The organism is Guyparkeria sp. SB14A, from assembly GCF_005096345.1.
Lineage (GTDB): Bacteria > Pseudomonadota > Gammaproteobacteria > Halothiobacillales > Halothiobacillaceae > Guyparkeria > Guyparkeria hydrothermalis.
Map to the genome: position 1 here is coordinate 1 of NZ_SWAW01000019.1, position 17398 is coordinate 17398.

Consider the following 17398-nt stretch of genomic DNA (forward strand, 5'->3'; position numbering starts at 1 on the left):
CGAAGGAAGAGGGTGGTCGTCACACCCCGTTCTTCAACGGCTACCGCCCGCAGTTCTACTTCCGCACCACCGACGTGACTGGCGCTTGCGAGCTGCCGGAAGGCACCGAGATGGTCATGCCGGGTGACAACGTGGCGATGACCGTTACGCTGATCGCGCCGATCGCGATGGAAGAAGGTCTGCGCTTTGCCGTCCGCGAAGGCGGCCGCACCGTCGGCGCCGGCGTCGTTTCCAAGATCATCGAGTAATTAAGTATGTCAGGACAAACGATTCGCATCCGGCTGAAGAGCTTCGATCACCGTCTGATCGACCGTTCGACCGCGGAGATCGTCGAGACCGCGCGCCGCAGTGGCGCGCGGATCAAGGGGCCGATCCCGCTGCCGACCCGCAAGGAGCGGTACACCGTACTGACCTCGCCGCACGTCAACAAGGACGCGCGTGACCAGTACGAGATCCGCACCCACAAGCGCGTACTCGACATCGTCGACCCGACCGACAAGACGGTCGACCTGTTGATGCAGCTTGACCTGGCAGCAGGCGTGGATGTTCAGATCCGTCTGAACTGATCCGCCCCCAGGGCACCCGAAACGCGCCGGCCAAAAGCCTTTTGGCCCGGCGCGTTTTCTGTTATAGTGCCGCGCTCTTGTTCAGCCCGATGCGTGCTCAAACCGCGTCGGGCTGGTTTTTTCCGGCGATCCGGTCAATCGAAATCGGCGTCGAAGTGCATAAGAGGAAACAACAATGGCTTTAGGTGTTGTCGGTCGTAAGGTCGGCATGACCCGAGTATTTGACGAGTCCGGTGCTTCCACGCCGGTCACCGTCATCGAGGTCGAGCCGAACCGTGTGACTCAGAAAAAGGTTGATGATGTCGACGGGTACACCGCGCTTCAGGTAACGGTCGGCGAGCGCCGCCCGGGCCGTGTGACTAAGCCGATGGCGGGTCACTTCGCCAACGCGTCCGTCGCTGCCGGTCGTGCCGTGCGCGAGTTCCGCGTGGACGAGGACGTGCTTGCCAACTACGAGGCGGGCAACGAAATCACGGTCGAGATCTTCAACGACGTGCCGGCGGTTGACGTCACCGGTACCAGCAAGGGTAAAGGCTTTGCGGGTACGGTTAAGCGTCACAACTTCCGTACGCAGGATGCCACTCACGGTAACTCGCTGTCCCACCGCGTGCCGGGTTCCATCGGTCAGAACCAGACCCCGGGTCGCGTGTTCAAGGGCAAGAAGATGGCCGGTCACATGGGTGACGAGCGCGTCTCCGCGATGAACCTCAAGGTGGTTCGCGTTGACGTCGAGAACGGTCTGCTGCTGGTCAAGGGTGCCGTTCCCGGCGCCACCGGTGGCGACGTGCTCGTTCGTCCCTCGGTCAAGATCAAAGCGTGAGGTCGGCAGGTATGGATATCCAAGTCAAGAACGGTTCCGCGCTGAACGTCTCCGAGCAGGTCTTCGGCCGGGAATACAACGAGGCGCTGGTTCACCAGGCCGTTGTCGCATTCCTCGCCGGTGGTCGCGCCGGTACCAAGAAGCAGCTGAGCCGCTCCGAAGTTTCCGGTGGCAACACCAAGCCGTGGCGTCAGAAGGGCACCGGGCGCGCCCGTGCGGGCACCACCCGTGGGCCGATCTGGCGCACCGGTGGCGTCACCTTCGCCGCTCGTCCGCGTGACTTTTCGCAGAAGATGAACCGCAAGGCGTACCGCGCCGCAATGCGTTCGATCTTCTCCGAGCTGCTGCGCCAGGATCGCCTGGTCGTGGTCGAGTCGTTGACCGTGGATGCCCCGAAGACCAAGCAGGTCGTCAAGGCACTCAACGATCTCGGTCTGGAAAAGGGCAAGCGCCTGATCGTCACCGAGGCGATGGACGAGGCACTGCTGCTGGGTTCCCGCAACGTGGTCGAGCTGGGTTACCGCACCGCCGGCACGCTGGACCCGGTCAGCCTGGTCGACGCCGACAAGGTCGTCATCACCCAGGGCGCGCTGAAGATGGTTGAGGAGTGGCTGTCATGAATTCGGAAATGCTTTACGACGTGCTGCGCGCCCCGGTGGTCACCGAAAAGACCGCCCGCGCCGGCGAGTTCAACCAGTACGTTTTCCAGGTGGCGACCTCCGCCTCCAAGCCGCAGATCAAGGCGGCCGTCGAGAAGGTGTTCGAGGTCAACGTCGAGGCCGTTCAGGTCGTCAACCAGCGGGGCAAGACCCGCCGCTTCCGCGGCATGCCGGGTCGTCGCGCCGACACCAAGAAGGCCTACGTCACGCTCGCCGAAGGTCAGACCATCGATTTCGGCGCGGCCGGCTAAACAGTAGGGGATTCAACTCATGGCTTTGAAAGTTGCAAAACCGACTTCTCCGGGTCGCCGTGGCGTCGTCGAGGTAGATCGTTCCAAGCTCTACAAGGGCAAGGGCTACGCGCCGCTGCTCGAGAAGAAGCATGGTTCGGGCGGCCGTAACAACGCCGGCCGCATCACCACCCGTCACGTGGGCGGTGGCCACAAGCAGCACTACCGCAAGATCGACTTCAAGCGCAACAAGGACGGTGTTCCCGCCCAGGTTGAGCGCATCGAGCACGATCCGAACCGCTCGGCGCACATCGCGCTGCTGAAGTACGCCGACGGCGAGCGTCGCTACATCATCGCGCCGCGTGGCGTCGAGGTGGGCCAGGCGATCGTTTCCGGCGTCGACGCGCCGATCCGTCCGGGCAACGCCCTGCCGCTGTACTCGATCCCGGTTGGTACCACCATCCACGCGATCGAGCTCAAGCCGGGCAAGGGCGCCCAGCTGGCACGCAGTGCCGGCGGCGCCGTCCAGCTGGTTGCTCGTGACGGCAACTACGCCACCCTGCGTCTGCGCTCCGGCGAGATGCGCAAGGTGCTCTCCGAGTGCCGTGCGACGGTGGGCGAGGTGTCCAACCAGGAGCACAGCCTTCGCCAGCTCGGCAAGGCCGGCGCCAAGCGCTGGCGCGGGGTTCGTCCCACCGTTCGCGGTGTGGTCATGAACCCGGTGGATCACCCGCACGGGGGTGGTGAAGGTCGCACCTCCGGCGGCCGTCATCCGGTCACGCCCTGGGGTGTGCCGACCAAGGGTTACAAGACGCGTACGAACAAGCGTACTGACAAGTACATCGTTCGCCGTCGTAACAAGAAATAACGCAATAAGAGGGCTTCAAGGTGCCACGTTCACTCAAGAAAGGTCCCTTCGTGGACCATCACCTGATGAAGAAAGTGGAAGAGGCCGCGGCCGCCAACAGCCGCCGGCCCATAAAGACCTGGTCGCGCCGCTCGATGATTCTTCCCGACATGATCGGGTTGACCATCGCGGTGCACAACGGTCGTCAGCACGTTCCGGTGCTGATCAACGAGAACATGGTTGGCCAGAAACTCGGCGAGTACGCACCCACGCGCACTTACCGTGGTCATGCCGCCGACAAGAAAGCCAAGCGTTAAGGAGGTTCCGTGATGCAAGCAGTAGCACTACACCGGTTTGCCCGGATCTCCCCGCAGAAGGCTCGCCTGGTGGCCGACCAGGTGCGTGGCGTCAATGTCGCCAACGCACTGGAGTCGCTCCAGTTCTCGACCAAGAAGGGTGCCGCGATCATTCGCAAGGTCGTCGAGTCGGCGATCGCGAATGCCGAAAACAACGAGGGCGCGGACGTCGACCGTCTGTGCATCTCCGAGATCATGGTCGACGAAGGCCCGACCCTGAAGCGATTCCGTGCGCGGGCGAAAGGCCGCGGTGTGCGGATCCTCAAGCGGACCAGCCACATCAAAGTCGTCGTCAGCGAGCGCTAAGGAGCAGTCATGGGTCACAAAGTACATCCGGTAGGCTTCCGGCTTGGGATCTCCTCCGACTGGAGCTCTCGCTGGTACGCCGACAACAAGAGTTTTTCCGAGCACCTCGAGCAGGACGTCCGTACGCGCAAGTACATTCGTCAGCGCCTGAAGGACGCTTCCGTCTCGCGGGTTCAGATCGAGCGCCCGGCCCGTTCGGCCGCGGTCACCATCCACACCGCGCGCCCGGGCATCGTCATCGGCCGCAAGGGTGAGGACATCGAGCGCCTGCGCACCGAGATCGCCCCGATGCTGGGCCTGGAGCGCAGCGCGGTGAAGGTCTCGGTCGAAGAGATCCGCAAGCCGGAGCTGGACGCGCAACTGGTCGCCGAGTCCATTGCTCAGCAGCTCGAGCGTCGCGTCATGTTCCGTCGTGCGATGAAGCGCGCGGTTCAGACCACCATGCGCCTCGGCGCGGGCGGCGTGAAGGTCAACGTGGCCGGTCGCCTGGGTGGCGCCGAGATCGCGCGTACCGAGTGGTACCGCGAGGGCCGCGTGCCGCTGCACACGCTGCGTGCGGATATCGATTACGGCATGGCAGAGGCCCAGACCACCTACGGCATCATCGGTGTCAAGGTCTGGATTTTCAAAGGCGAGGTGTTCGGTGTGCCGGGCAGCGACGACGGCAAGTCGGCCGCCTGATCAACGAATTGAAGTGGAGCTTTGAAAAATGCTGCTGCCAAAACGTACAAAATTCCGCAAGCAGTTCAAGGGCAAGAATCGCGGCGTTGCCAATAACGGCAACAAGGTGAGCTTCGGCGAATTCGGCCTGAAGACCCTTGAGCGCGGAAACATTACTTCCCGTCAGATCGAGGCCGGCCGTCGCGCCATCTCTCGTCACGTGAAGCGGGGCGGTAAGATCTGGATCCGGATCTTCCCGGACACCCCGATTACCCAGAAGCCCCTGGAAGTCCGTATGGGTAAGGGCAAGGGCAGCGTCGAGCACTGGGTTGCCAAGGTGCAGCCGGGCAAGATGCTGTATGAAATCGAGGGGGTCAGCGAGGACGTCGCGCGCGAGGCTTTCGAGCGCGCTTCCGCCAAGCTGCCCGTGAAGACCACGTTCGTAACACGGTTGGTGATGTGATGAAGGCAACAGAATTGCGTGAGAAATCCGTCGACGAGCTGCGCGAAGAGCTGCTGGCCGTCAAGCGCGAGCAATTCAACCTGCGCATGCAACATGCCACGGGCCAGGAAGTGAAGACTCACCTGGCGCGCGAGGCGCGTCGCAACGTTGCTCGTATCAAGACCGTGATTGCGGAAAAGGAGCGTGCCTGAGATGACGACGGTATCCGAAGAAAAGAATGTCCGCACCCGTGAAGGTGTGGTGGTCAGCGACAAGGGCGACAAGTCCATCACCGTCGCGGTCGAGCGTCGCGTGCAGCACCCGCTGTACGGCAAGTACATGACGCGCACCACCAAGCTGCGCGTGCACGACGAAGAGAACACCTGTCGCCAGGGCGACCGCGTTGAAGTTCGCGAGACGCGGCCGATCTCCAAAAACAAGAGCTGGACCCTGGTCCGCGTTGTCGAACGCTCTGCTGAGTAAGGAGTTTCGTCATGATTCAGATGCAAACAGTGCTGAATTCGGCAGATAACAGCGGCGCGCGCAAGGTCCAGTGCATCAAGGTGCTGGGTGGCTCGCATCGTCGTTACGCCGAGATCGGCGACGTAATCAAGGTGTCCGTGAAGGACGCGATCCCGCGTGGCCGCGTCAAGAAGGGCGAGGTCTACAACGCGGTGGTTGTCCGTACGGCCAAGGGCGTGCGTCGTCCGGACGGGTCGCTGATCCGGTTCGACGGCAACGCGGCGGTTCTTCTGAACGCCCAGCTGCAGCCGATCGGTACCCGGATCTTTGGCCCGGTCACCCGTGAGCTGCGTGGCGAGAAGTTCATGAAGATCGTCTCGCTCGCGCCAGAAGTGATTTAAGAGGGGGTCGAGATGCGCAAGATTCGCCAAGGCGACGACGTGGTCGTCGTCACCGGTAAAGACAAGGGGCGTCGCGGCACGGTGCTGCGGGTCGTCGAAGACGGAGCCCGAGTGGTCGTCGAAGGGGTCAACATGGTGAAGAAGCACCAGAAGCCCAATCCGATGATCGGTCGGACTGGCGGCATCATCGAAATGGAGAAGCCAGTTGATATCTCCAACGTGATGCTGTTTAATCCGGCCTCCGAAAAAGGCGACCGGGTCGGCTTCAAGACGCTTGAAGACGGTCGAAAGGTTCGTTATTTCAAATCCAACGGCGAAGTCGTTGACGCTTAACAGGAAACAGAGAAATGGCTCGACTTCAGGAATACTACTCCAAGACGTTGCGTGGCGAGCTCGCCAAGAAGCTCGAACTCGACAACGTAATGGCCGTTCCGAAGCTGACCAAGATTACGTTGAACATGGGCCTGGGTGATTCCGCTCGTGACAAGAAGGTAATCGATAACGCAGTGGAAGAACTCGGCCTGATCACCGGTCAAAAGCCGGTGGTGACGTATGCGCGCAAGTCGATCGCGGGCTTCAAGCTTCGCGAAGGCATGCCGCTGGGTGTCAAGGTCACCCTCAGGGGACGTACCATGTACGAATTCCTCGATCGGTTGATCCATGTGGCGAGTCCCCGCATCCGCGACTTCCGGGGTCTTTCCCCGAAGTCGTTCGATGGCCGTGGCAACTACAGCCTCGGGGTTCGCGAACAGATCATCTTCCCGGAAATTGATTTCGACAAGGTCGATCAGGTCCGGGGTATGGATATCACGATCACGACGACCGCGAAGGACAACGACCAGGCCCGGGCACTGCTCGACGGCTTCGGTTTCCCCTTCCGTCGTTAACAGAGACGAAACGAGACTATGGCTAAGAAAAGCATGATTGCTCGCGAGGTCAAGCGCCAGAAGCTTGCTCGCCAGTACGCCGACAAGCGCGCCAAGCTGCGCGCGATCGTCGCCGATCCCGAGGTGGATTTCGACGAGAAGATGGCGGCCTCCGCCGCGCTGGCCAAGCTGCCGCGTGATTCTTCTTACACCCGCCAGGTGCGCCGTTGTGCGCTGACCGGCCGTCCGAAGGGCGTCTACCGGAAGTTTGGCATGGGTCGCAACAAGCTGCGCCAACTGGCAATGGCCGGGGAAATCCCGGGCCTGCGCAAGTCGAGCTGGTAAGGAGAACGCGTTATGAGTATGAACGATCCGATCGCGGACATGCTGACGCGCATCCGCAACGGCCAGGCCGCGCGCAAGACCGAGGTCCGCATGCCGGCCTCCAAGTTCAAGAAGGCGGTTGCCGAGACCCTGCTTGCCGAGGGCTACGTGGCCGACGTCCGCGTCGAGGGCGACAAGAAGCCGACGCTGGTCATCGGCCTGCGTTACTTCGAGGGCAAGCCGGTCATCGAGAAGCTGAACCGCGTGTCCCGTCCGGGTTCGCGCAAGTTCTTCGGCGCCGAGAACCTGCCGCAGGTCATCGGTGGCCTCGGCGTTGCCGTGGTTTCCACCTCCGAGGGTGTGATGCCGGACCGTGAAGCACGTCGCCGCAACATCGGTGGCGAAGTCGTCTGCTTTGTATCGTAACCGGTTGGGGGATTTATGAGTCGAGTAGCACGAAAGCCGGTCGCGGTCCCCAAGGGTGTCGAGGTCAAGCTCGAAGACCAGGTTCTGTCCTTCAAGGGAAAGAACGGTGAGCTGACCCTGAACGTACACCCGACGGTCGGCGTGACCTTCGAGGACAACCAGATCCGGTTCACTCCGAACAGCGAAGACAACATCCCGATGGCGGGTACCATGCGCTCTCTGGCACAGGGCAGCGTTGACGGTGTCGCCAACGGGTTCGAGATCAAGCTTCAACTGGTCGGCGTCGGTTACCGCGCTCAGGTCCAGGGCCGTACCCTGAATCTGCAGCTGGGTTTCTCGCATCCGATCGACTACCCGCTGCCGGACGGTGTCACCGCGGAAACCCCGTCGGCGACCGAAATCGTCATCAAGGGCGCGGACAAGCAGAAGGTCGGCCAGGTGGCTTCCAATGTGCGGGCGCTGCGTCCGCCGGAGCCTTACAAGGGTAAGGGCGTGAAGTACGCGGATGAGCGCATCCTGCGTAAGGAAGCCAAGAAGAAATAATCGAGGGTGACGCGATGAACGAAAGTACCAAACAGCGGCTGCGCCGCGCACGTCGCGCCCGGGCCAAGATCAAGCAGCTCGGCGTGCATCGCCTGAGCGTGCACCGGAGCAGCAACCACACCTACGCCCAGGTCTTCGCACCGGAAGGCCAGGTGGTAGCGACCGCCTCCACGGTCGGCAAGGGCGTGCTCGCCGATGGCGAGTACGGTGGCAACGTCGCCGCCGCCAAGAAGGTGGGCGAGGCCATCGCCAAGGCCGCCCTGGAAAAGGGCATCGAGTCCGTGGCGTTCGATCGCTCGGGTTTCATTTACCACGGGCGTGTCAAGGCAGTTGCCGACGCGGCACGCGAAGCCGGCCTGAAGTTCTAAAGAGGTGTAAGCAATGAGCCGTAATGCAAACGACGTCTCGAACGAAGGCCTGATCGAGAAGCTGGTCACGATCAACCGCGTGTCCAAGGTGGTCAAGGGTGGTCGCCAGTTCTCGTTCACCGCGCTGACCGTGGTGGGTGACGGCGAAGGCCGGGTTGGCTATGGCTACGGCAAGGCCAAAGAAGTCCCGGCTGCGATCCAGAAGGCCATGGACCGTGCTCGCAACAGCATGATCGATGTGCCCCTGCGTGACGGAACCCTGTACTATCAGACCAAGGGTCGTCACGGCGCCGGTCGAGTATTCATGAAGCCGGCCTCCGAAGGTACCGGTGTCATCGCCGGTGGCGCGATGCGCGCCGTGTTCGAGGCAGCCGGTGTGCGCAACGTTCTGGCCAAGTGCATCGGGACCCGCAATCACATGAACGTGATTCGGGCGACCATCAACGGTCTCTCCCAGATCCAGTCGCCGGAAGCGGTCGCCGCCAAGCGCGGCAAGCGCGTCGAGGAAATCCTGGGGGATGAGGCATGAGTCAGAAGGCTAATGGCAAGATCCGGGTGCGCCTGGTTCGGTCGATGAACAATCGGCTCGAATCCCACAAGGCCTGCGTTCGCGGGCTGGGCATCCGCCGTATGCACCAAGAGGTGGAAGTGGCCGATACCCCGGAGAACCGGGGCATGATCAATCGCGTCCACTACATGCTCGACGTACAGGAAGCGAAGTAATGCGTTTGAACAAACTTTCCCCCGCCGAGGGTAGCCGCAAGGACGCCAACCGCGTCGGTCGCGGCATCGGTTCCGGGCTGGGCAAGACTGGCGGTCGTGGTCACAAGGGCCAGAAGTCCCGCTCCGGCGGCTTCCACAAGACCGGCTTCGAAGGCGGTCAGATGCCGCTGCAGCGTCGCCTGCCGAAGATGGGCTTCAAGGCGGCCAAGTCGCTGTATCGCGCCGAGATCCGCACCGCGGAACTCAACCGGCTCGACGGCGAGGTCACGCTCGAGTCCCTCAAGGCCGCGAACCTGATCCGCAACGACGTCAAGAGCGTCAAGATCATCCTGCAGGGTGACGTGGAGAAGAAGCTGCAGGTCAAGGGTCTGGCGATCACCAAGGGTGCCCGCCAGGCGATTGAAGCCGCCGGTGGTTCAGCGGAGTAAGGTGTGGCACAGGCAAACTCAGGGATAGGCGCACTTGCCGGGGCCGGTCGGTTGACCGAGCTCCGGCAACGTATTTTCTTCGTCATCATGGTGCTCGTGGTGTACCGCATCGGGACGTTCATCCCGCTGCCGGGCATCGACGTGGACGTCATGAAGGCGCTGTTCGAGCAGAACTCCGGCGGGATCCTGGGCATGGTGAACATGTTCTCCGGCGGGGCGCTCTCGCGCATGTCCCTGTTTGCCCTGGGTGTGATGCCGTACATCTCGGCGGCGATCATCGTCCAACTGCTCACCGCGGTGGTGCCCTCGCTGGAGAAGCTGAAGAAGGAAGGCGAGGCCGGTCGGCGCAAGATCACTCAGTACACCCGCTACGGCACGCTCGGCCTGGGCCTGGTCCAGGCGTTGGGCGTATCGATCGCGTTGCAGGGTCAGTCGGTCGGTGGGTCGCCGCTGGTGTTCGCGCCGGGCATCGGTTTCGTGTTCATTGCCACCCTGACGCTGGTGAGCGGCACCATGCTGCTGGTCTGGCTAGGTGAGCAGATTACCGAGCGCGGTGTGGGCAACGGCATCTCCCTGATCATCTTCGCCGGGATCGTGGCCGGCCTGCCCAGCGCGATCGGCGGCACGGCCGAGCTGGTGCGCACCGGTGAGTTGCATGTCTTCACCATGCTGATCCTGGGCGTGCTGATCCTCGCGGTGACCGCCTTCGTGGTCTTTGTCGAGCGTGGCCAGCGCCGCATCACGGTGAACTACGCGCGGCGCCAGCAGGGTCGCGGCATGGCCGGACAGCAGTCGTCCCACCTGCCGTTGAAGTTGAACATGGCCGGGGTCATCCCGCCGATCTTCGCCTCGAGCATCATCCTGTTCCCGGCGACGGTGGGTAACTGGTTCGGTCAGCAGGAAGGCATGGGTTGGCTCGCCGACCTGTCGAACACCCTCTCGCCGGGTCAGCCGCTGTATGTGCTGTTCTATGCCGCGGCGATCATCTTCTTCTGCTTCTTCTACACCGCGTTGGTGTTTAATGCCCGCGAAACCGCGGACAACCTGAAGCGTTCGGGCGCGTTCGTGCCGGGTATTCGCCCGGGTGAGCAGACCGCCCGCTACGTGGACAAGGTGTTGACCCGCCTGACGTTCTGGGGCGCGATCTACATCACCGCGGTCTGCCTGTTGCCGGAATTCCTGATCCTGTACTGGAACGTGCCGTTCTACTTCGGCGGCACCTCCCTGCTGATCATCGTGATCGTGCTGATGGACTTCATGTCGCAGGTCCAGTCGCACCTGGTTTCGCACCAGTACGACAGCCTGGTTCGCAAGGCACATTTCAAGAACGGGCTGTAATCGACGGCCCGTCGTTTCCGTTTGCTATTGACGGCGCGTTGCGTTAAGCTCTCGCGCTCTTTTTTGGGGTGATATATCGATGGCACGTATTGCTGGGATCAACATTCCCGTTCAGAAACATGTGGTCATTGGCCTGACTTCCATCTACGGAATCGGTCGGACCCGCGCCAAGCAGATCTGCGAAGCCACCGGCGTGGCCGAGGATCGCAAGGTGCGCGACCTGTCCGAGGCAGAGGTTGAGGCCCTGCGTGCGGAAGTCGGCAAGTATGTAGTCGAAGGCGACCTGCGTCGCGACGTCTCCATGAACATCAAGCGTCTGATGGACCTTGGTTGCTATCGTGGTCTGCGTCATCGCCGTGGTCTGCCGCTGCGTGGTCAGCGCACACGCACGAACGCACGGACTCGCAAGGGTCCGCGTCGCCTGGTCAAGCGCTAATCAGGCTTAATATTCTTTCGAGAGTAGGATTTTAATGGCTAAAGCAAGTCAAACTACCCGTAAAAAGGTAAAACGCGTCGTCACCGATGCGATCGCGCATATCCATGCGTCGTTCAACAACACGATCGTGACGATCACCGACCGTCAGGGCAACACCCTCAGCTGGGCGACTTCCGGAGGCTCGGGTTTCCGCGGTTCCCGCAAGTCGACCCCGTTCGCCGCCCAGGTGGCGGCCGAACGTGCCGGCGAGGCGGCCAAGGTGTATGGGGTCAAGAACGTCGACGTTGAAGTGAAGGGCCCCGGCCCGGGTCGCGAGTCGACCATCCGCGCGCTGAACGCCGTGGGCTTCAAGGTGGGCGTGATCACCGACGTTACCCCCATCCCGCACAATGGTTGCCGTCCGCCCAAAAAGCGTCGCGTTTGACGGTGCGTTCGTAAGGAGTATTTGACTTATGGCTCGTTATCTCGGTCCTACTTGTAAACTCGCCCGTCGCGAGGGCACGGATCTTTTCCTCAAGTCCGGCGTCCGCGCACTGGAAGACAAGTGCCACCACGACCGCGCCCCTGGTCAGCACGGCTCCGGCCGTCGCCAGAAGGTGTCGGACTACGGTCTGCAGCTGCGCGAAAAGCAGAAGCTGCGCCGCATCTACGGCGTTCTCGAGCGCCAGTTCCGCAACTACTACAAGCGCGCTGCGCAGATGAAGGGCTCCACCGGCGAGAACCTTCTGCAGATCCTCGAGTGCCGCCTGGACAACGTCGCGTACCGCATGGGCTTCGGCGCGACCCGCGCCGAGGCGCGTCAGCTGGTCTCGCATCGCGGCCTGCTGGTCAACGGCGAGGTGGTTAACATCCCGTCCTACCAGGTGGCCGCTGACGACGTGGTTTCCGTTCGCGAAAAGGCGAAGAAGCAGCAGCGCGTCAAGGATGCCCTCGAGCTGGCCGCCCAGCGCGAAATCGTGCCGTGGGTCTCGGTCGATTCCAGCAAGATGGAAGGCGTCTTCAAGGCCGTCCCGACTCGGGATGAACTGCCGGCGGACATCAACGAATCGCTCGTTGTCGAGCTGTATTCGAAGTAAACGGTTTTCGGGGGTACGTAATGCAACTGGGTTCTACAGAGCTTCTCAAGCCGCGCCTGGTCGACGTGGAAACGATCGACGACACCCATGCGCGCGTCGTACTGGAGCCGTTGGAGCGTGGGTTTGGCTACACGCTGGGCAATGCGTTGCGGCGTATCCTGCTCTCGTCCATCCCGGGCGTGGCCGTCACTGAGGCGGAAATCGAAGGCATCCTGCACGAGTACAGTGCCCTCGAGGGTGTCCAGGAGGACGTGCTCGAGATCCTGCTCAACCTCAAGGGCCTGTCGATCACGATGCACGGCCGCGACGAAGCGGTACTGAGCATCAAGAAGACCGGGCCGGGAACCGTGACCGCCGCCGACATCAAGGCGGATCACTCGGTCGAGATCATGAATCCGGATCACGTCATCGCCACCCTGCGCGACGACGCCGAGCTGAACATGACCTTCAAGGTCGAGCGTGGCATGGGCTATGTCCCGGCCAGCGCCCGTCGTGAAGACGAGGAGACGACCGTCGGTCGCCTGCTGATCGACGCGTCGTTCTCGCCGCTGCGTCGCGTGGCCTACTCGGTCGAGCGGGCGCGTGTTGAGCAGCGCACTGACCTTGACTCGCTGGTGCTCGACATCGAGACCAACGGTTCGATCTCCGCCGAGGACGCGATCCGCCAGGCGGCCGGCATCCTGGTTGACCAGCTGTCCGTTCTGGTCGATCTCAAGGCCGAGAAGGCCGAGCCGGTCGAGGAGCAGGCCCCGTCGGTCGATCCGGTGCTGCTGCGCCCGGTAGACGACCTGGAGCTGACCGTGCGTTCGGCCAACTGCCTCAAGGCGGAGAACATCTACTACATCGGCGACCTGATCCAGCGGTCGGAAATGGAATTGCTCAAGACCCCGAACCTTGGCAAGAAGTCCCTGACGGAGATCAAGGACGTGCTCGCCAAGCAGGGCCTGTCCCTGGGGCAGAAACTGGAGAACTGGCCGCCGGCCGAGCTCCAGAATCTGAGCGAATCCAAGATTTGAACGAAATTTTTTGGAGTATTTGACATGCGTCATCGTCAATCCGGTCGGCAGTTGGGTCGCAACGCCTCGCAGCGCAAGGCGCTGATGCGTTCGCTCACCAACGCCCTGATCGAGCACGAGGTCATCAAGACCACGGTTCCCAAGGCCAAAGAGCTGCGTCGCGTCGCCGAGCCGCTGATCACCCTGGCGAAGGAAGACAGCGTCCATGCACGCCGTCAGGCCTTCGCGAAGGTCGGCAACAAGGCCACCGTCGGCAAGCTGTTCACCGACGTCGGTCCGCGCTTCAAAGAGCGCAACGGTGGCTACCTGCGCATCCTCAAGTGCGGCTACCGCGCCGGGGACGCCGCCCCGATGGCCTACGTCGAACTGGTCGAGCGTAGCGCCGAGCCGGCCGAAGTGGCCGAAGAGGCTGCCGCCGAGTAAGGGCACGGTGTGCCCCGCGCCGCCGGGCCGTCGAGGCCTGGCAATGAAAAAAGCCCGCCATCCGGCGGGCTTTTTGTATGCAGTGGCCGTCGATCCGTCAGCTGCCCACGGTCTCTGTCAGCATGTTGTTCATCGTCTTCTCGACCTCGGCGGCGACCTTGGCGAGGTTGGCGTCGTCGCTAAGCATCGCGAGCATGGCGGTGGGACGGATCATGGAGACGATCACGTCGCCGTCACGCTCGTAGACCGCAATCCGACAGGGCAGGGCATTCGCGAGATCCATGCGCACGGCCAATACCTCGGCCGCGCGCTTGGGGTTGCACACTTCGAAGACACGGCATTGCGGCGCAAAGTCCACGCCCTTGGCGTTGAGGGTGCCGTGGATGTCGTGGGTGTGCAGCAGTCCGAAGCCGTTCGCCGGTACCGCGTCGTGTAGGCGCTGGCAGGTGGTCTCGAAATCGTGCGGGCTCTTGTGTTCGTCGATCATGGATCGTTGTCTCCGATTCGGGTTTGGTCGAGGCTAGCTTAGCAAACCGCGGTTGGCCTTCCTCGGGTGGTCCGGTTGCGCACGGCCACCGGGTCTCCTAGGATGCAAAAGGTTTCGTGGCGGCCGATATACGGGGGTCCCCATGATTGTGGAACTTTCCCGTCGATCGGCCTGTCGCATGTTTCTATCGGGGATCGGCACCCGGCACTCCCCGGTGCAAAGCCGAATCATTTAAACGAGGAGTAATTGCATGTCCGTTTGGAACCAGAAGTTGCGCAAATCCATGATGGCTGCCGGCGTCTCCGCTGCGCTCGCCTTCAGCGGCGCGGCCGTGGCTCAGCAGGGCGGTCAGGCTGCCCCGCATGGTGGTCAACAGGGCCAGATGCCTGAAATGACCGACGAGCAGCGCCAGCTGATGGAAGAGATGCGCTCGGTTCAACAGGAGCTCCAGCAGACGCAGGCAAAACTGAGCGAAATGGAACAGCAGGCCTACGAGAACAACCCGGAGCTGGGTGAGAAGCGCGAGGCGCTTCAGGCCAAGATCGCCGAGAAGATGTCCAGCAGCGGTTACGATGCCGAGAAGGAATTCGAAGAGATGAAGGCCACCATGGCCAAGTACCAGGGTGGCGAGCAGCAGCCGTCCGAGGAGGAGGTCAAGGCATTCCGCCAGCAGCAGCAGGAGTTCCAGCAGCGTCAGCAGCAGGCCTTCCAGGACGAGGAAGTCCAGAGCATGGCGCAGGACCTGCGTGGTGAGGTCGAGCAGGTGATGAAGGAGAACAACCCGCAGGCCAAGGACCTGTTCGCGAAGATGGAACGCCAGGCCGAGGAAATGCAGCAGCTGCGCGAAAAGGCCATGGAGATGCGTCAGGGCGGTTAATCGTCCGTCGCACGTCGAGGCGATAAGGGCCGATCCCTGGCGGGGTCGGCTTTTTTATTGTCTTGCCACTGCGTCTCGGGTGGGTCGGCTCAATCGTCGCTGTAGCCCGGTTCGGTGGCGCCGAAGAAGGCTTCCTTGAGCTTCTGAAGTTCGTCTCGGGCCTGGGCGGCCGCCTCGAACTCCAGGTCGCGGGCATGCCGATGCATGTCGGACTCGAGCTGCTTGATCCGCTTGGCCGCCTGGTCGGGTGACAGGGTGGCGTAGTCGGCCGGCGCCTCGGCCGCCTTGTCCGCCCCGCGACGCTTGCGCCCCGGGCGGGCGCCGGGGATCCGGGATTCGCCGGCCTCGAGGATATCCTGGACGCTTTTCTCGATGCCGCGCGGCGTGATGCCCATCGCCTCGTTGTGTGCCAGCTGTTTCTCGCGGCGGCGCTCGGTCTCGTCGATCGCCTTGCGCATGGCATCCGTGATGGTGTCGCCGTACAGGATCGCCTTGCCCTCTAGGTTGCGCGCGGCCCGGCCGATGGTCTGGATCAGCGAGCGTTCCGAGCGCAGGAACCCCTGCTTGTCGGCATCGAGGATGCCGATCAGCGACACCTCGGGGATGTCGAGCCCCTCGCGCAGCAGGTTGATGCCCACCAGCACGTCGAATTCGCCCAGGCGCAGGTCCTGGATGATCTCGACGCGTTCGACCGTGTCGATGTCCGAGTGCAGGTAGCGCACGCGCACGTCGTGCTCCATCAGGTAGTCGGTCAGGTCCTCGGCCATGCGCTTGGTGAGCACGGTGACCAGCACCCGCTGGTTCTTCTCGGCCCGCAGGCGGATCTCGGAGAGCAGGTCGTCGACCTGGCTCGCGACCGGGCGAACCTCGATCTGCGGATCGACCAGCCCGGTGGGGCGGACCACCTGCTCGGCGACCTGGTCGGCGTGCGCCTCCTCGTAGGGGCCGGGCGTGGCCGAGACGTAGACGGTCTGCGGCATCAGTCGCTCGAACTCCTCGAACTTCAGCGGCCGGTTGTCCAGCGCCGAGGGCAGGCGGAAACCGAAGTTGACCAGCGTTTCCTTGCGCGAACGGTCGCCCTTGTACATGCCGCCCAGTTGCGGGACGGTCACGTGGGACTCGTCGATGATCAGCAGCGCATCGGACGGCAGGTAGTCGTAGAGACACGGCGGCGGCTCGCCCGGCTGGCGCCCGGAGAGATAGCGCGAGTAGTTCTCGATGCCGTTGCAGTAGCCGAGCTCCTGGATCATCTCGATGTCGAAGCGGGTGCGTTGGGCCAGCCGCTGCGCCTCGACCAGCTTGTTCTGCGATTCGAGGTCCTCGAGGCGCTCGCCCAGCTCGATCTTGATTTGCTCGATCGCGTGCAGCAGCCGCTCGCGCGGCGTGACGTAGTGCGAGGAGGGGTAGACCGTGTAGCGCGGCACCCGGCGGCGCACCTGGCCGGTGAGCGGGTCGAACAGCGTGATCTGCTCGATCTCGTCGTCGAACAGCTCGATGCGCACGCCCTCGTCGTCGGCCTCGGCCGGGTGGATGTCGATCACGTCGCCGCGCACGCGGTAGGTGCCGCGGCGGAATTCCATGTCGTTGCGGGTGTACTGCATCTCGGCCAGCCGGCGGACGATCTGGCGCTGGGTGACGTGATCGCCGCGCACCAGGTGCAGGATCATCTTGAGATAGGCCTCGGGATCGCCCAGGCCGTAGATCGACGAGACGGTGGCGACGATGATCACGTCGCGGCGCTCGAACAGCGCCTTGGTGGCCGACAGGCGCATCTGCTCGATGTGCTCGTTCACCGAGGCGTCCTTCTCGATGAAGGTGTCCGAGGCCGGCACGTAGGCCTCGGGCTGGTAGTAGTCGTAGTAGGAGACGAAATACTCCACCGCGTTGTGCGGGAAGAAGCCCTTCAGCTCGCCGTACAGCTGCGCGGCCAGTGTCTTGTTGGGCGCGAGCACCATCGCCGGGCGCTGCACCTCGTTGATCACGTTGGCCATCGTGAAGGTCTTGCCCGAGCCGGTCACCCCGAGCAGGGTCTGGTGCATCAGCCCGTCGTTGAGGCCCTCGACGAGGGTCTCGATGGCGCGGGGCTGGTCGCCGGCCGGCTGGTAGTCTGTCGCGATCTGGAAACGGTGTTCTGACATGGGGTGGGAGTATATAGGTTGGAGCCACGCCTTTCCGGCGGCGCGGCCCGACGAACCCAGACCGAGCGGACGATGTGCCGACAGGGCGCCGCGCAAACCGGGGCGCTGCGTGCGTACACCGCCCGTTGGCTGGCCTCGCCGGCAGGCGTTCAACCGGGGCCGCGGCAAGCCGAACTGGCC

Annotated in this window: 30 protein-coding genes and 1 pseudogene; 29 read left to right on the plus strand and 2 right to left on the minus strand. The window is 63.0% G+C overall.

Going from position 1 to position 17398, the window contains the following annotated elements; genetic code table 11:
* The 28 genes and pseudogenes from tuf to rplQ all read left to right on the plus strand — a co-directional run.
* Window positions 1–248, plus strand: a pseudogene (tuf, locus tag FAZ79_RS08135) (elongation factor Tu); the annotation flags it as partial.
* A gap of 6 nt (window positions 249–254) precedes the next feature.
* Entirely contained in the window at window positions 255–566 is a 312-nt protein-coding gene (rpsJ, locus tag FAZ79_RS08140) for a 30S ribosomal protein S10 (RefSeq protein WP_125199271.1), read from the plus strand.
* A gap of 175 nt (window positions 567–741) precedes the next feature.
* Window positions 742–1386 carry a 50S ribosomal protein L3 gene (gene rplC, locus FAZ79_RS08145; protein ID WP_136867480.1) on the plus strand — a complete coding sequence of 215 codons (645 nt, stop codon included), beginning with the start codon at window positions 742–744 and terminating at the stop codon, window positions 1384–1386.
* An 11-nt stretch (window positions 1387–1397) separates the two neighbouring features.
* On the plus strand, window positions 1398–2006 hold the full coding sequence (rplD, locus tag FAZ79_RS08150; RefSeq protein WP_136867481.1) for a 50S ribosomal protein L4: 609 nt from the start codon (window positions 1398–1400) through the stop codon (window positions 2004–2006).
* A complete protein-coding gene (locus FAZ79_RS08155) occupies window positions 2003–2296 on the plus strand; it encodes a 50S ribosomal protein L23 (protein WP_136867482.1) in 294 nt (97 codons plus the stop codon). The genes rplD and FAZ79_RS08155 overlap by 4 nt, the downstream gene beginning before the upstream one ends.
* A gap of 19 nt (window positions 2297–2315) precedes the next feature.
* Entirely contained in the window at window positions 2316–3143 is an 828-nt protein-coding gene (rplB, locus tag FAZ79_RS08160) for a 50S ribosomal protein L2 (protein WP_136867483.1), read from the plus strand.
* A gap of 20 nt (window positions 3144–3163) precedes the next feature.
* Window positions 3164–3439, plus strand: coding sequence for a 30S ribosomal protein S19 (rpsS, locus tag FAZ79_RS08165; protein WP_136867484.1), 276 nt, complete (start codon window positions 3164–3166; stop codon window positions 3437–3439).
* 12 nt (window positions 3440–3451) lie between these two features.
* Complete coding sequence (gene rplV / locus FAZ79_RS08170; protein ID WP_136867485.1) at window positions 3452–3784, plus strand: 50S ribosomal protein L22; 333 nt, start codon at window positions 3452–3454, stop codon at window positions 3782–3784.
* Between the two features lie 9 nt (window positions 3785–3793).
* The gene (rpsC, locus tag FAZ79_RS08175) at window positions 3794–4465 is read left to right on the plus strand and encodes a 30S ribosomal protein S3 (protein ID WP_136867486.1); all 672 of its coding nucleotides are present in this window, start codon (window positions 3794–3796) and stop codon (window positions 4463–4465) included.
* Between the two features lie 28 nt (window positions 4466–4493).
* Window positions 4494–4907, plus strand: a complete 414-nt coding sequence (rplP, locus tag FAZ79_RS08180) for a 50S ribosomal protein L16 (protein WP_125199279.1) — start codon at window positions 4494–4496, stop codon at window positions 4905–4907.
* The gene (gene rpmC, locus FAZ79_RS08185) at window positions 4907–5098 is read left to right on the plus strand and encodes a 50S ribosomal protein L29 (RefSeq protein ID WP_136867487.1); all 192 of its coding nucleotides are present in this window, start codon (window positions 4907–4909) and stop codon (window positions 5096–5098) included. Before rplP ends, rpmC begins: the two co-directional genes overlap by 1 nt.
* A 1-nt stretch (window position 5099) precedes the next feature.
* The gene (gene rpsQ / locus FAZ79_RS08190; protein ID WP_136867488.1) at window positions 5100–5369 is read left to right on the plus strand and encodes a 30S ribosomal protein S17; all 270 of its coding nucleotides are present in this window, start codon (window positions 5100–5102) and stop codon (window positions 5367–5369) included.
* An 11-nt stretch (window positions 5370–5380) separates the two neighbouring features.
* Window positions 5381–5749 carry a 50S ribosomal protein L14 gene (gene rplN, locus FAZ79_RS08195; RefSeq protein WP_058574709.1) on the plus strand — a complete coding sequence of 123 codons (369 nt, stop codon included), beginning with the start codon at window positions 5381–5383 and terminating at the stop codon, window positions 5747–5749.
* Between the two features lie 12 nt (window positions 5750–5761).
* Window positions 5762–6082, plus strand: coding sequence for a 50S ribosomal protein L24 (gene rplX / locus FAZ79_RS08200; protein WP_136867489.1), 321 nt, complete (start codon window positions 5762–5764; stop codon window positions 6080–6082).
* Window positions 6083–6096: 14 nt separating this feature from the next.
* The gene (gene rplE / locus FAZ79_RS08205) at window positions 6097–6636 is read left to right on the plus strand and encodes a 50S ribosomal protein L5 (protein WP_136867490.1); all 540 of its coding nucleotides are present in this window, start codon (window positions 6097–6099) and stop codon (window positions 6634–6636) included.
* Window positions 6637–6654: 18 nt separating this feature from the next.
* A complete protein-coding gene (gene rpsN, locus FAZ79_RS08210; RefSeq protein ID WP_136867491.1) occupies window positions 6655–6960 on the plus strand; it encodes a 30S ribosomal protein S14 in 306 nt (101 codons plus the stop codon).
* 12 nt (window positions 6961–6972) lie between these two features.
* Entirely contained in the window at window positions 6973–7365 is a 393-nt protein-coding gene (gene rpsH / locus FAZ79_RS08215) for a 30S ribosomal protein S8 (RefSeq protein ID WP_136867492.1), read from the plus strand.
* Between the two features lie 15 nt (window positions 7366–7380).
* On the plus strand, window positions 7381–7908 hold the full coding sequence (rplF, locus tag FAZ79_RS08220) for a 50S ribosomal protein L6 (protein WP_136867493.1): 528 nt from the start codon (window positions 7381–7383) through the stop codon (window positions 7906–7908).
* A gap of 14 nt (window positions 7909–7922) precedes the next feature.
* Window positions 7923–8276, plus strand: a complete 354-nt coding sequence (gene rplR / locus FAZ79_RS08225; protein ID WP_136867494.1) for a 50S ribosomal protein L18 — start codon at window positions 7923–7925, stop codon at window positions 8274–8276.
* A 13-nt stretch (window positions 8277–8289) separates the two neighbouring features.
* Complete coding sequence (rpsE, locus tag FAZ79_RS08230) at window positions 8290–8805, plus strand: 30S ribosomal protein S5 (RefSeq protein WP_136867495.1); 516 nt, start codon at window positions 8290–8292, stop codon at window positions 8803–8805.
* Window positions 8802–8999 carry a 50S ribosomal protein L30 gene (rpmD, locus tag FAZ79_RS08235; RefSeq protein ID WP_136867496.1) on the plus strand — a complete coding sequence of 66 codons (198 nt, stop codon included), beginning with the start codon at window positions 8802–8804 and terminating at the stop codon, window positions 8997–8999. Before rpsE ends, rpmD begins: the two co-directional genes overlap by 4 nt.
* Window positions 8999–9427: a 50S ribosomal protein L15 gene (rplO, locus tag FAZ79_RS08240; RefSeq protein WP_136867497.1), complete on the plus strand. Its 429-nt coding sequence runs from the start codon at window positions 8999–9001 to the stop codon at window positions 9425–9427. Before rpmD ends, rplO begins: the two co-directional genes overlap by 1 nt.
* 3 nt (window positions 9428–9430) lie before the next feature.
* Entirely contained in the window at window positions 9431–10765 is a 1335-nt protein-coding gene (gene secY / locus FAZ79_RS08245) for a preprotein translocase subunit SecY (protein ID WP_136867498.1), read from the plus strand.
* 79 nt (window positions 10766–10844) lie between these two features.
* Window positions 10845–11201 carry a 30S ribosomal protein S13 gene (gene rpsM, locus FAZ79_RS08250; RefSeq protein ID WP_136867499.1) on the plus strand — a complete coding sequence of 119 codons (357 nt, stop codon included), beginning with the start codon at window positions 10845–10847 and terminating at the stop codon, window positions 11199–11201.
* A gap of 34 nt (window positions 11202–11235) precedes the next feature.
* A complete protein-coding gene (rpsK, locus tag FAZ79_RS08255; RefSeq protein ID WP_136867500.1) occupies window positions 11236–11625 on the plus strand; it encodes a 30S ribosomal protein S11 in 390 nt (129 codons plus the stop codon).
* 28 nt (window positions 11626–11653) lie between these two features.
* Complete coding sequence (rpsD, locus tag FAZ79_RS08260; RefSeq protein ID WP_136867501.1) at window positions 11654–12277, plus strand: 30S ribosomal protein S4; 624 nt, start codon at window positions 11654–11656, stop codon at window positions 12275–12277.
* Between the two features lie 20 nt (window positions 12278–12297).
* Window positions 12298–13293 carry a DNA-directed RNA polymerase subunit alpha gene (gene rpoA, locus FAZ79_RS08265; RefSeq protein ID WP_136867502.1) on the plus strand — a complete coding sequence of 332 codons (996 nt, stop codon included), beginning with the start codon at window positions 12298–12300 and terminating at the stop codon, window positions 13291–13293.
* 24 nt (window positions 13294–13317) lie between these two features.
* Window positions 13318–13716, plus strand: coding sequence for a 50S ribosomal protein L17 (gene rplQ / locus FAZ79_RS08270; protein ID WP_136867503.1), 399 nt, complete (start codon window positions 13318–13320; stop codon window positions 13714–13716).
* 97 nt (window positions 13717–13813) lie between these two features.
* Here rplQ and FAZ79_RS08275 read toward each other — a convergent pair whose 3' ends face one another.
* The gene (locus FAZ79_RS08275; RefSeq protein ID WP_136867504.1) at window positions 13814–14203 is read right to left on the minus strand and encodes a DUF302 domain-containing protein; all 390 of its coding nucleotides are present in this window, start codon (window positions 14201–14203) and stop codon (window positions 13814–13816) included.
* Between the two features lie 250 nt (window positions 14204–14453).
* On the opposite strand from FAZ79_RS08275, the gene FAZ79_RS08280 reads away from it, so the two are divergent.
* Window positions 14454–15080: a hypothetical protein gene (locus tag FAZ79_RS08280; protein ID WP_136867505.1), complete on the plus strand. Its 627-nt coding sequence runs from the start codon at window positions 14454–14456 to the stop codon at window positions 15078–15080.
* 89 nt (window positions 15081–15169) lie between these two features.
* On the opposite strand, the gene uvrB is transcribed toward FAZ79_RS08280, so the two are convergent.
* Window positions 15170–17218 carry an excinuclease ABC subunit UvrB gene (gene uvrB / locus FAZ79_RS08285; protein WP_136867506.1) on the minus strand — a complete coding sequence of 683 codons (2049 nt, stop codon included), beginning with the start codon at window positions 17216–17218 and terminating at the stop codon, window positions 15170–15172.
* Window positions 17219–17398 lie beyond the last annotated feature (180 nt).

What these genes read in the sequence shown, in the direction of transcription:
- rpsJ (WP_125199271.1), top strand. Translation starts at nt 255, where the DNA reads ATGTCAGGACAAACGATTCGCATCCGGCTGAAGAGCTTCGATCACCGT.
- rplC (WP_136867480.1), top strand. Translation starts at nt 742, where the DNA reads ATGGCTTTAGGTGTTGTCGGTCGTAAGGTCGGCATGACCCGAGTATTT.
- rplD (WP_136867481.1), top strand. Translation starts at nt 1,398, where the DNA reads ATGGATATCCAAGTCAAGAACGGTTCCGCGCTGAACGTCTCCGAGCAG.
- FAZ79_RS08155 (WP_136867482.1), top strand. Translation starts at nt 2,003, where the DNA reads ATGAATTCGGAAATGCTTTACGACGTGCTGCGCGCCCCGGTGGTCACC.
- rplB (WP_136867483.1), top strand. Translation starts at nt 2,316, where the DNA reads ATGGCTTTGAAAGTTGCAAAACCGACTTCTCCGGGTCGCCGTGGCGTC.
- rplV (WP_136867485.1), top strand. Translation starts at nt 3,452, where the DNA reads ATGCAAGCAGTAGCACTACACCGGTTTGCCCGGATCTCCCCGCAGAAG.
- rpsC (WP_136867486.1), top strand. Translation starts at nt 3,794, where the DNA reads ATGGGTCACAAAGTACATCCGGTAGGCTTCCGGCTTGGGATCTCCTCC.
- rplP (WP_125199279.1), top strand. Translation starts at nt 4,494, where the DNA reads ATGCTGCTGCCAAAACGTACAAAATTCCGCAAGCAGTTCAAGGGCAAG.
- rpmC (WP_136867487.1), top strand. Translation starts at nt 4,907, where the DNA reads ATGAAGGCAACAGAATTGCGTGAGAAATCCGTCGACGAGCTGCGCGAA.
- rpsQ (WP_136867488.1), top strand. Translation starts at nt 5,100, where the DNA reads ATGACGACGGTATCCGAAGAAAAGAATGTCCGCACCCGTGAAGGTGTG.
- rplN (WP_058574709.1), top strand. Translation starts at nt 5,381, where the DNA reads ATGATTCAGATGCAAACAGTGCTGAATTCGGCAGATAACAGCGGCGCG.
- rplX (WP_136867489.1), top strand. Translation starts at nt 5,762, where the DNA reads ATGCGCAAGATTCGCCAAGGCGACGACGTGGTCGTCGTCACCGGTAAA.
- rplE (WP_136867490.1), top strand. Translation starts at nt 6,097, where the DNA reads ATGGCTCGACTTCAGGAATACTACTCCAAGACGTTGCGTGGCGAGCTC.
- rpsN (WP_136867491.1), top strand. Translation starts at nt 6,655, where the DNA reads ATGGCTAAGAAAAGCATGATTGCTCGCGAGGTCAAGCGCCAGAAGCTT.
- rpsH (WP_136867492.1), top strand. Translation starts at nt 6,973, where the DNA reads ATGAGTATGAACGATCCGATCGCGGACATGCTGACGCGCATCCGCAAC.
- rplF (WP_136867493.1), top strand. Translation starts at nt 7,381, where the DNA reads ATGAGTCGAGTAGCACGAAAGCCGGTCGCGGTCCCCAAGGGTGTCGAG.
- rplR (WP_136867494.1), top strand. Translation starts at nt 7,923, where the DNA reads ATGAACGAAAGTACCAAACAGCGGCTGCGCCGCGCACGTCGCGCCCGG.
- rpsE (WP_136867495.1), top strand. Translation starts at nt 8,290, where the DNA reads ATGAGCCGTAATGCAAACGACGTCTCGAACGAAGGCCTGATCGAGAAG.
- rpmD (WP_136867496.1), top strand. Translation starts at nt 8,802, where the DNA reads ATGAGTCAGAAGGCTAATGGCAAGATCCGGGTGCGCCTGGTTCGGTCG.
- rplO (WP_136867497.1), top strand. Translation starts at nt 8,999, where the DNA reads ATGCGTTTGAACAAACTTTCCCCCGCCGAGGGTAGCCGCAAGGACGCC.
- rpsM (WP_136867499.1), top strand. Translation starts at nt 10,845, where the DNA reads ATGGCACGTATTGCTGGGATCAACATTCCCGTTCAGAAACATGTGGTC.
- rpsK (WP_136867500.1), top strand. Translation starts at nt 11,236, where the DNA reads ATGGCTAAAGCAAGTCAAACTACCCGTAAAAAGGTAAAACGCGTCGTC.
- rpsD (WP_136867501.1), top strand. Translation starts at nt 11,654, where the DNA reads ATGGCTCGTTATCTCGGTCCTACTTGTAAACTCGCCCGTCGCGAGGGC.
- rpoA (WP_136867502.1), top strand. Translation starts at nt 12,298, where the DNA reads ATGCAACTGGGTTCTACAGAGCTTCTCAAGCCGCGCCTGGTCGACGTG.
- rplQ (WP_136867503.1), top strand. Translation starts at nt 13,318, where the DNA reads ATGCGTCATCGTCAATCCGGTCGGCAGTTGGGTCGCAACGCCTCGCAG.
- FAZ79_RS08275 (WP_136867504.1), bottom strand. Translation starts at nt 14,203, where the DNA reads ATGATCGACGAACACAAGAGCCCGCACGATTTCGAGACCACCTGCCAG.
- FAZ79_RS08280 (WP_136867505.1), top strand. Translation starts at nt 14,454, where the DNA reads ATGTCCGTTTGGAACCAGAAGTTGCGCAAATCCATGATGGCTGCCGGC.
- uvrB (WP_136867506.1), bottom strand. Translation starts at nt 17,218, where the DNA reads ATGTCAGAACACCGTTTCCAGATCGCGACAGACTACCAGCCGGCCGGC.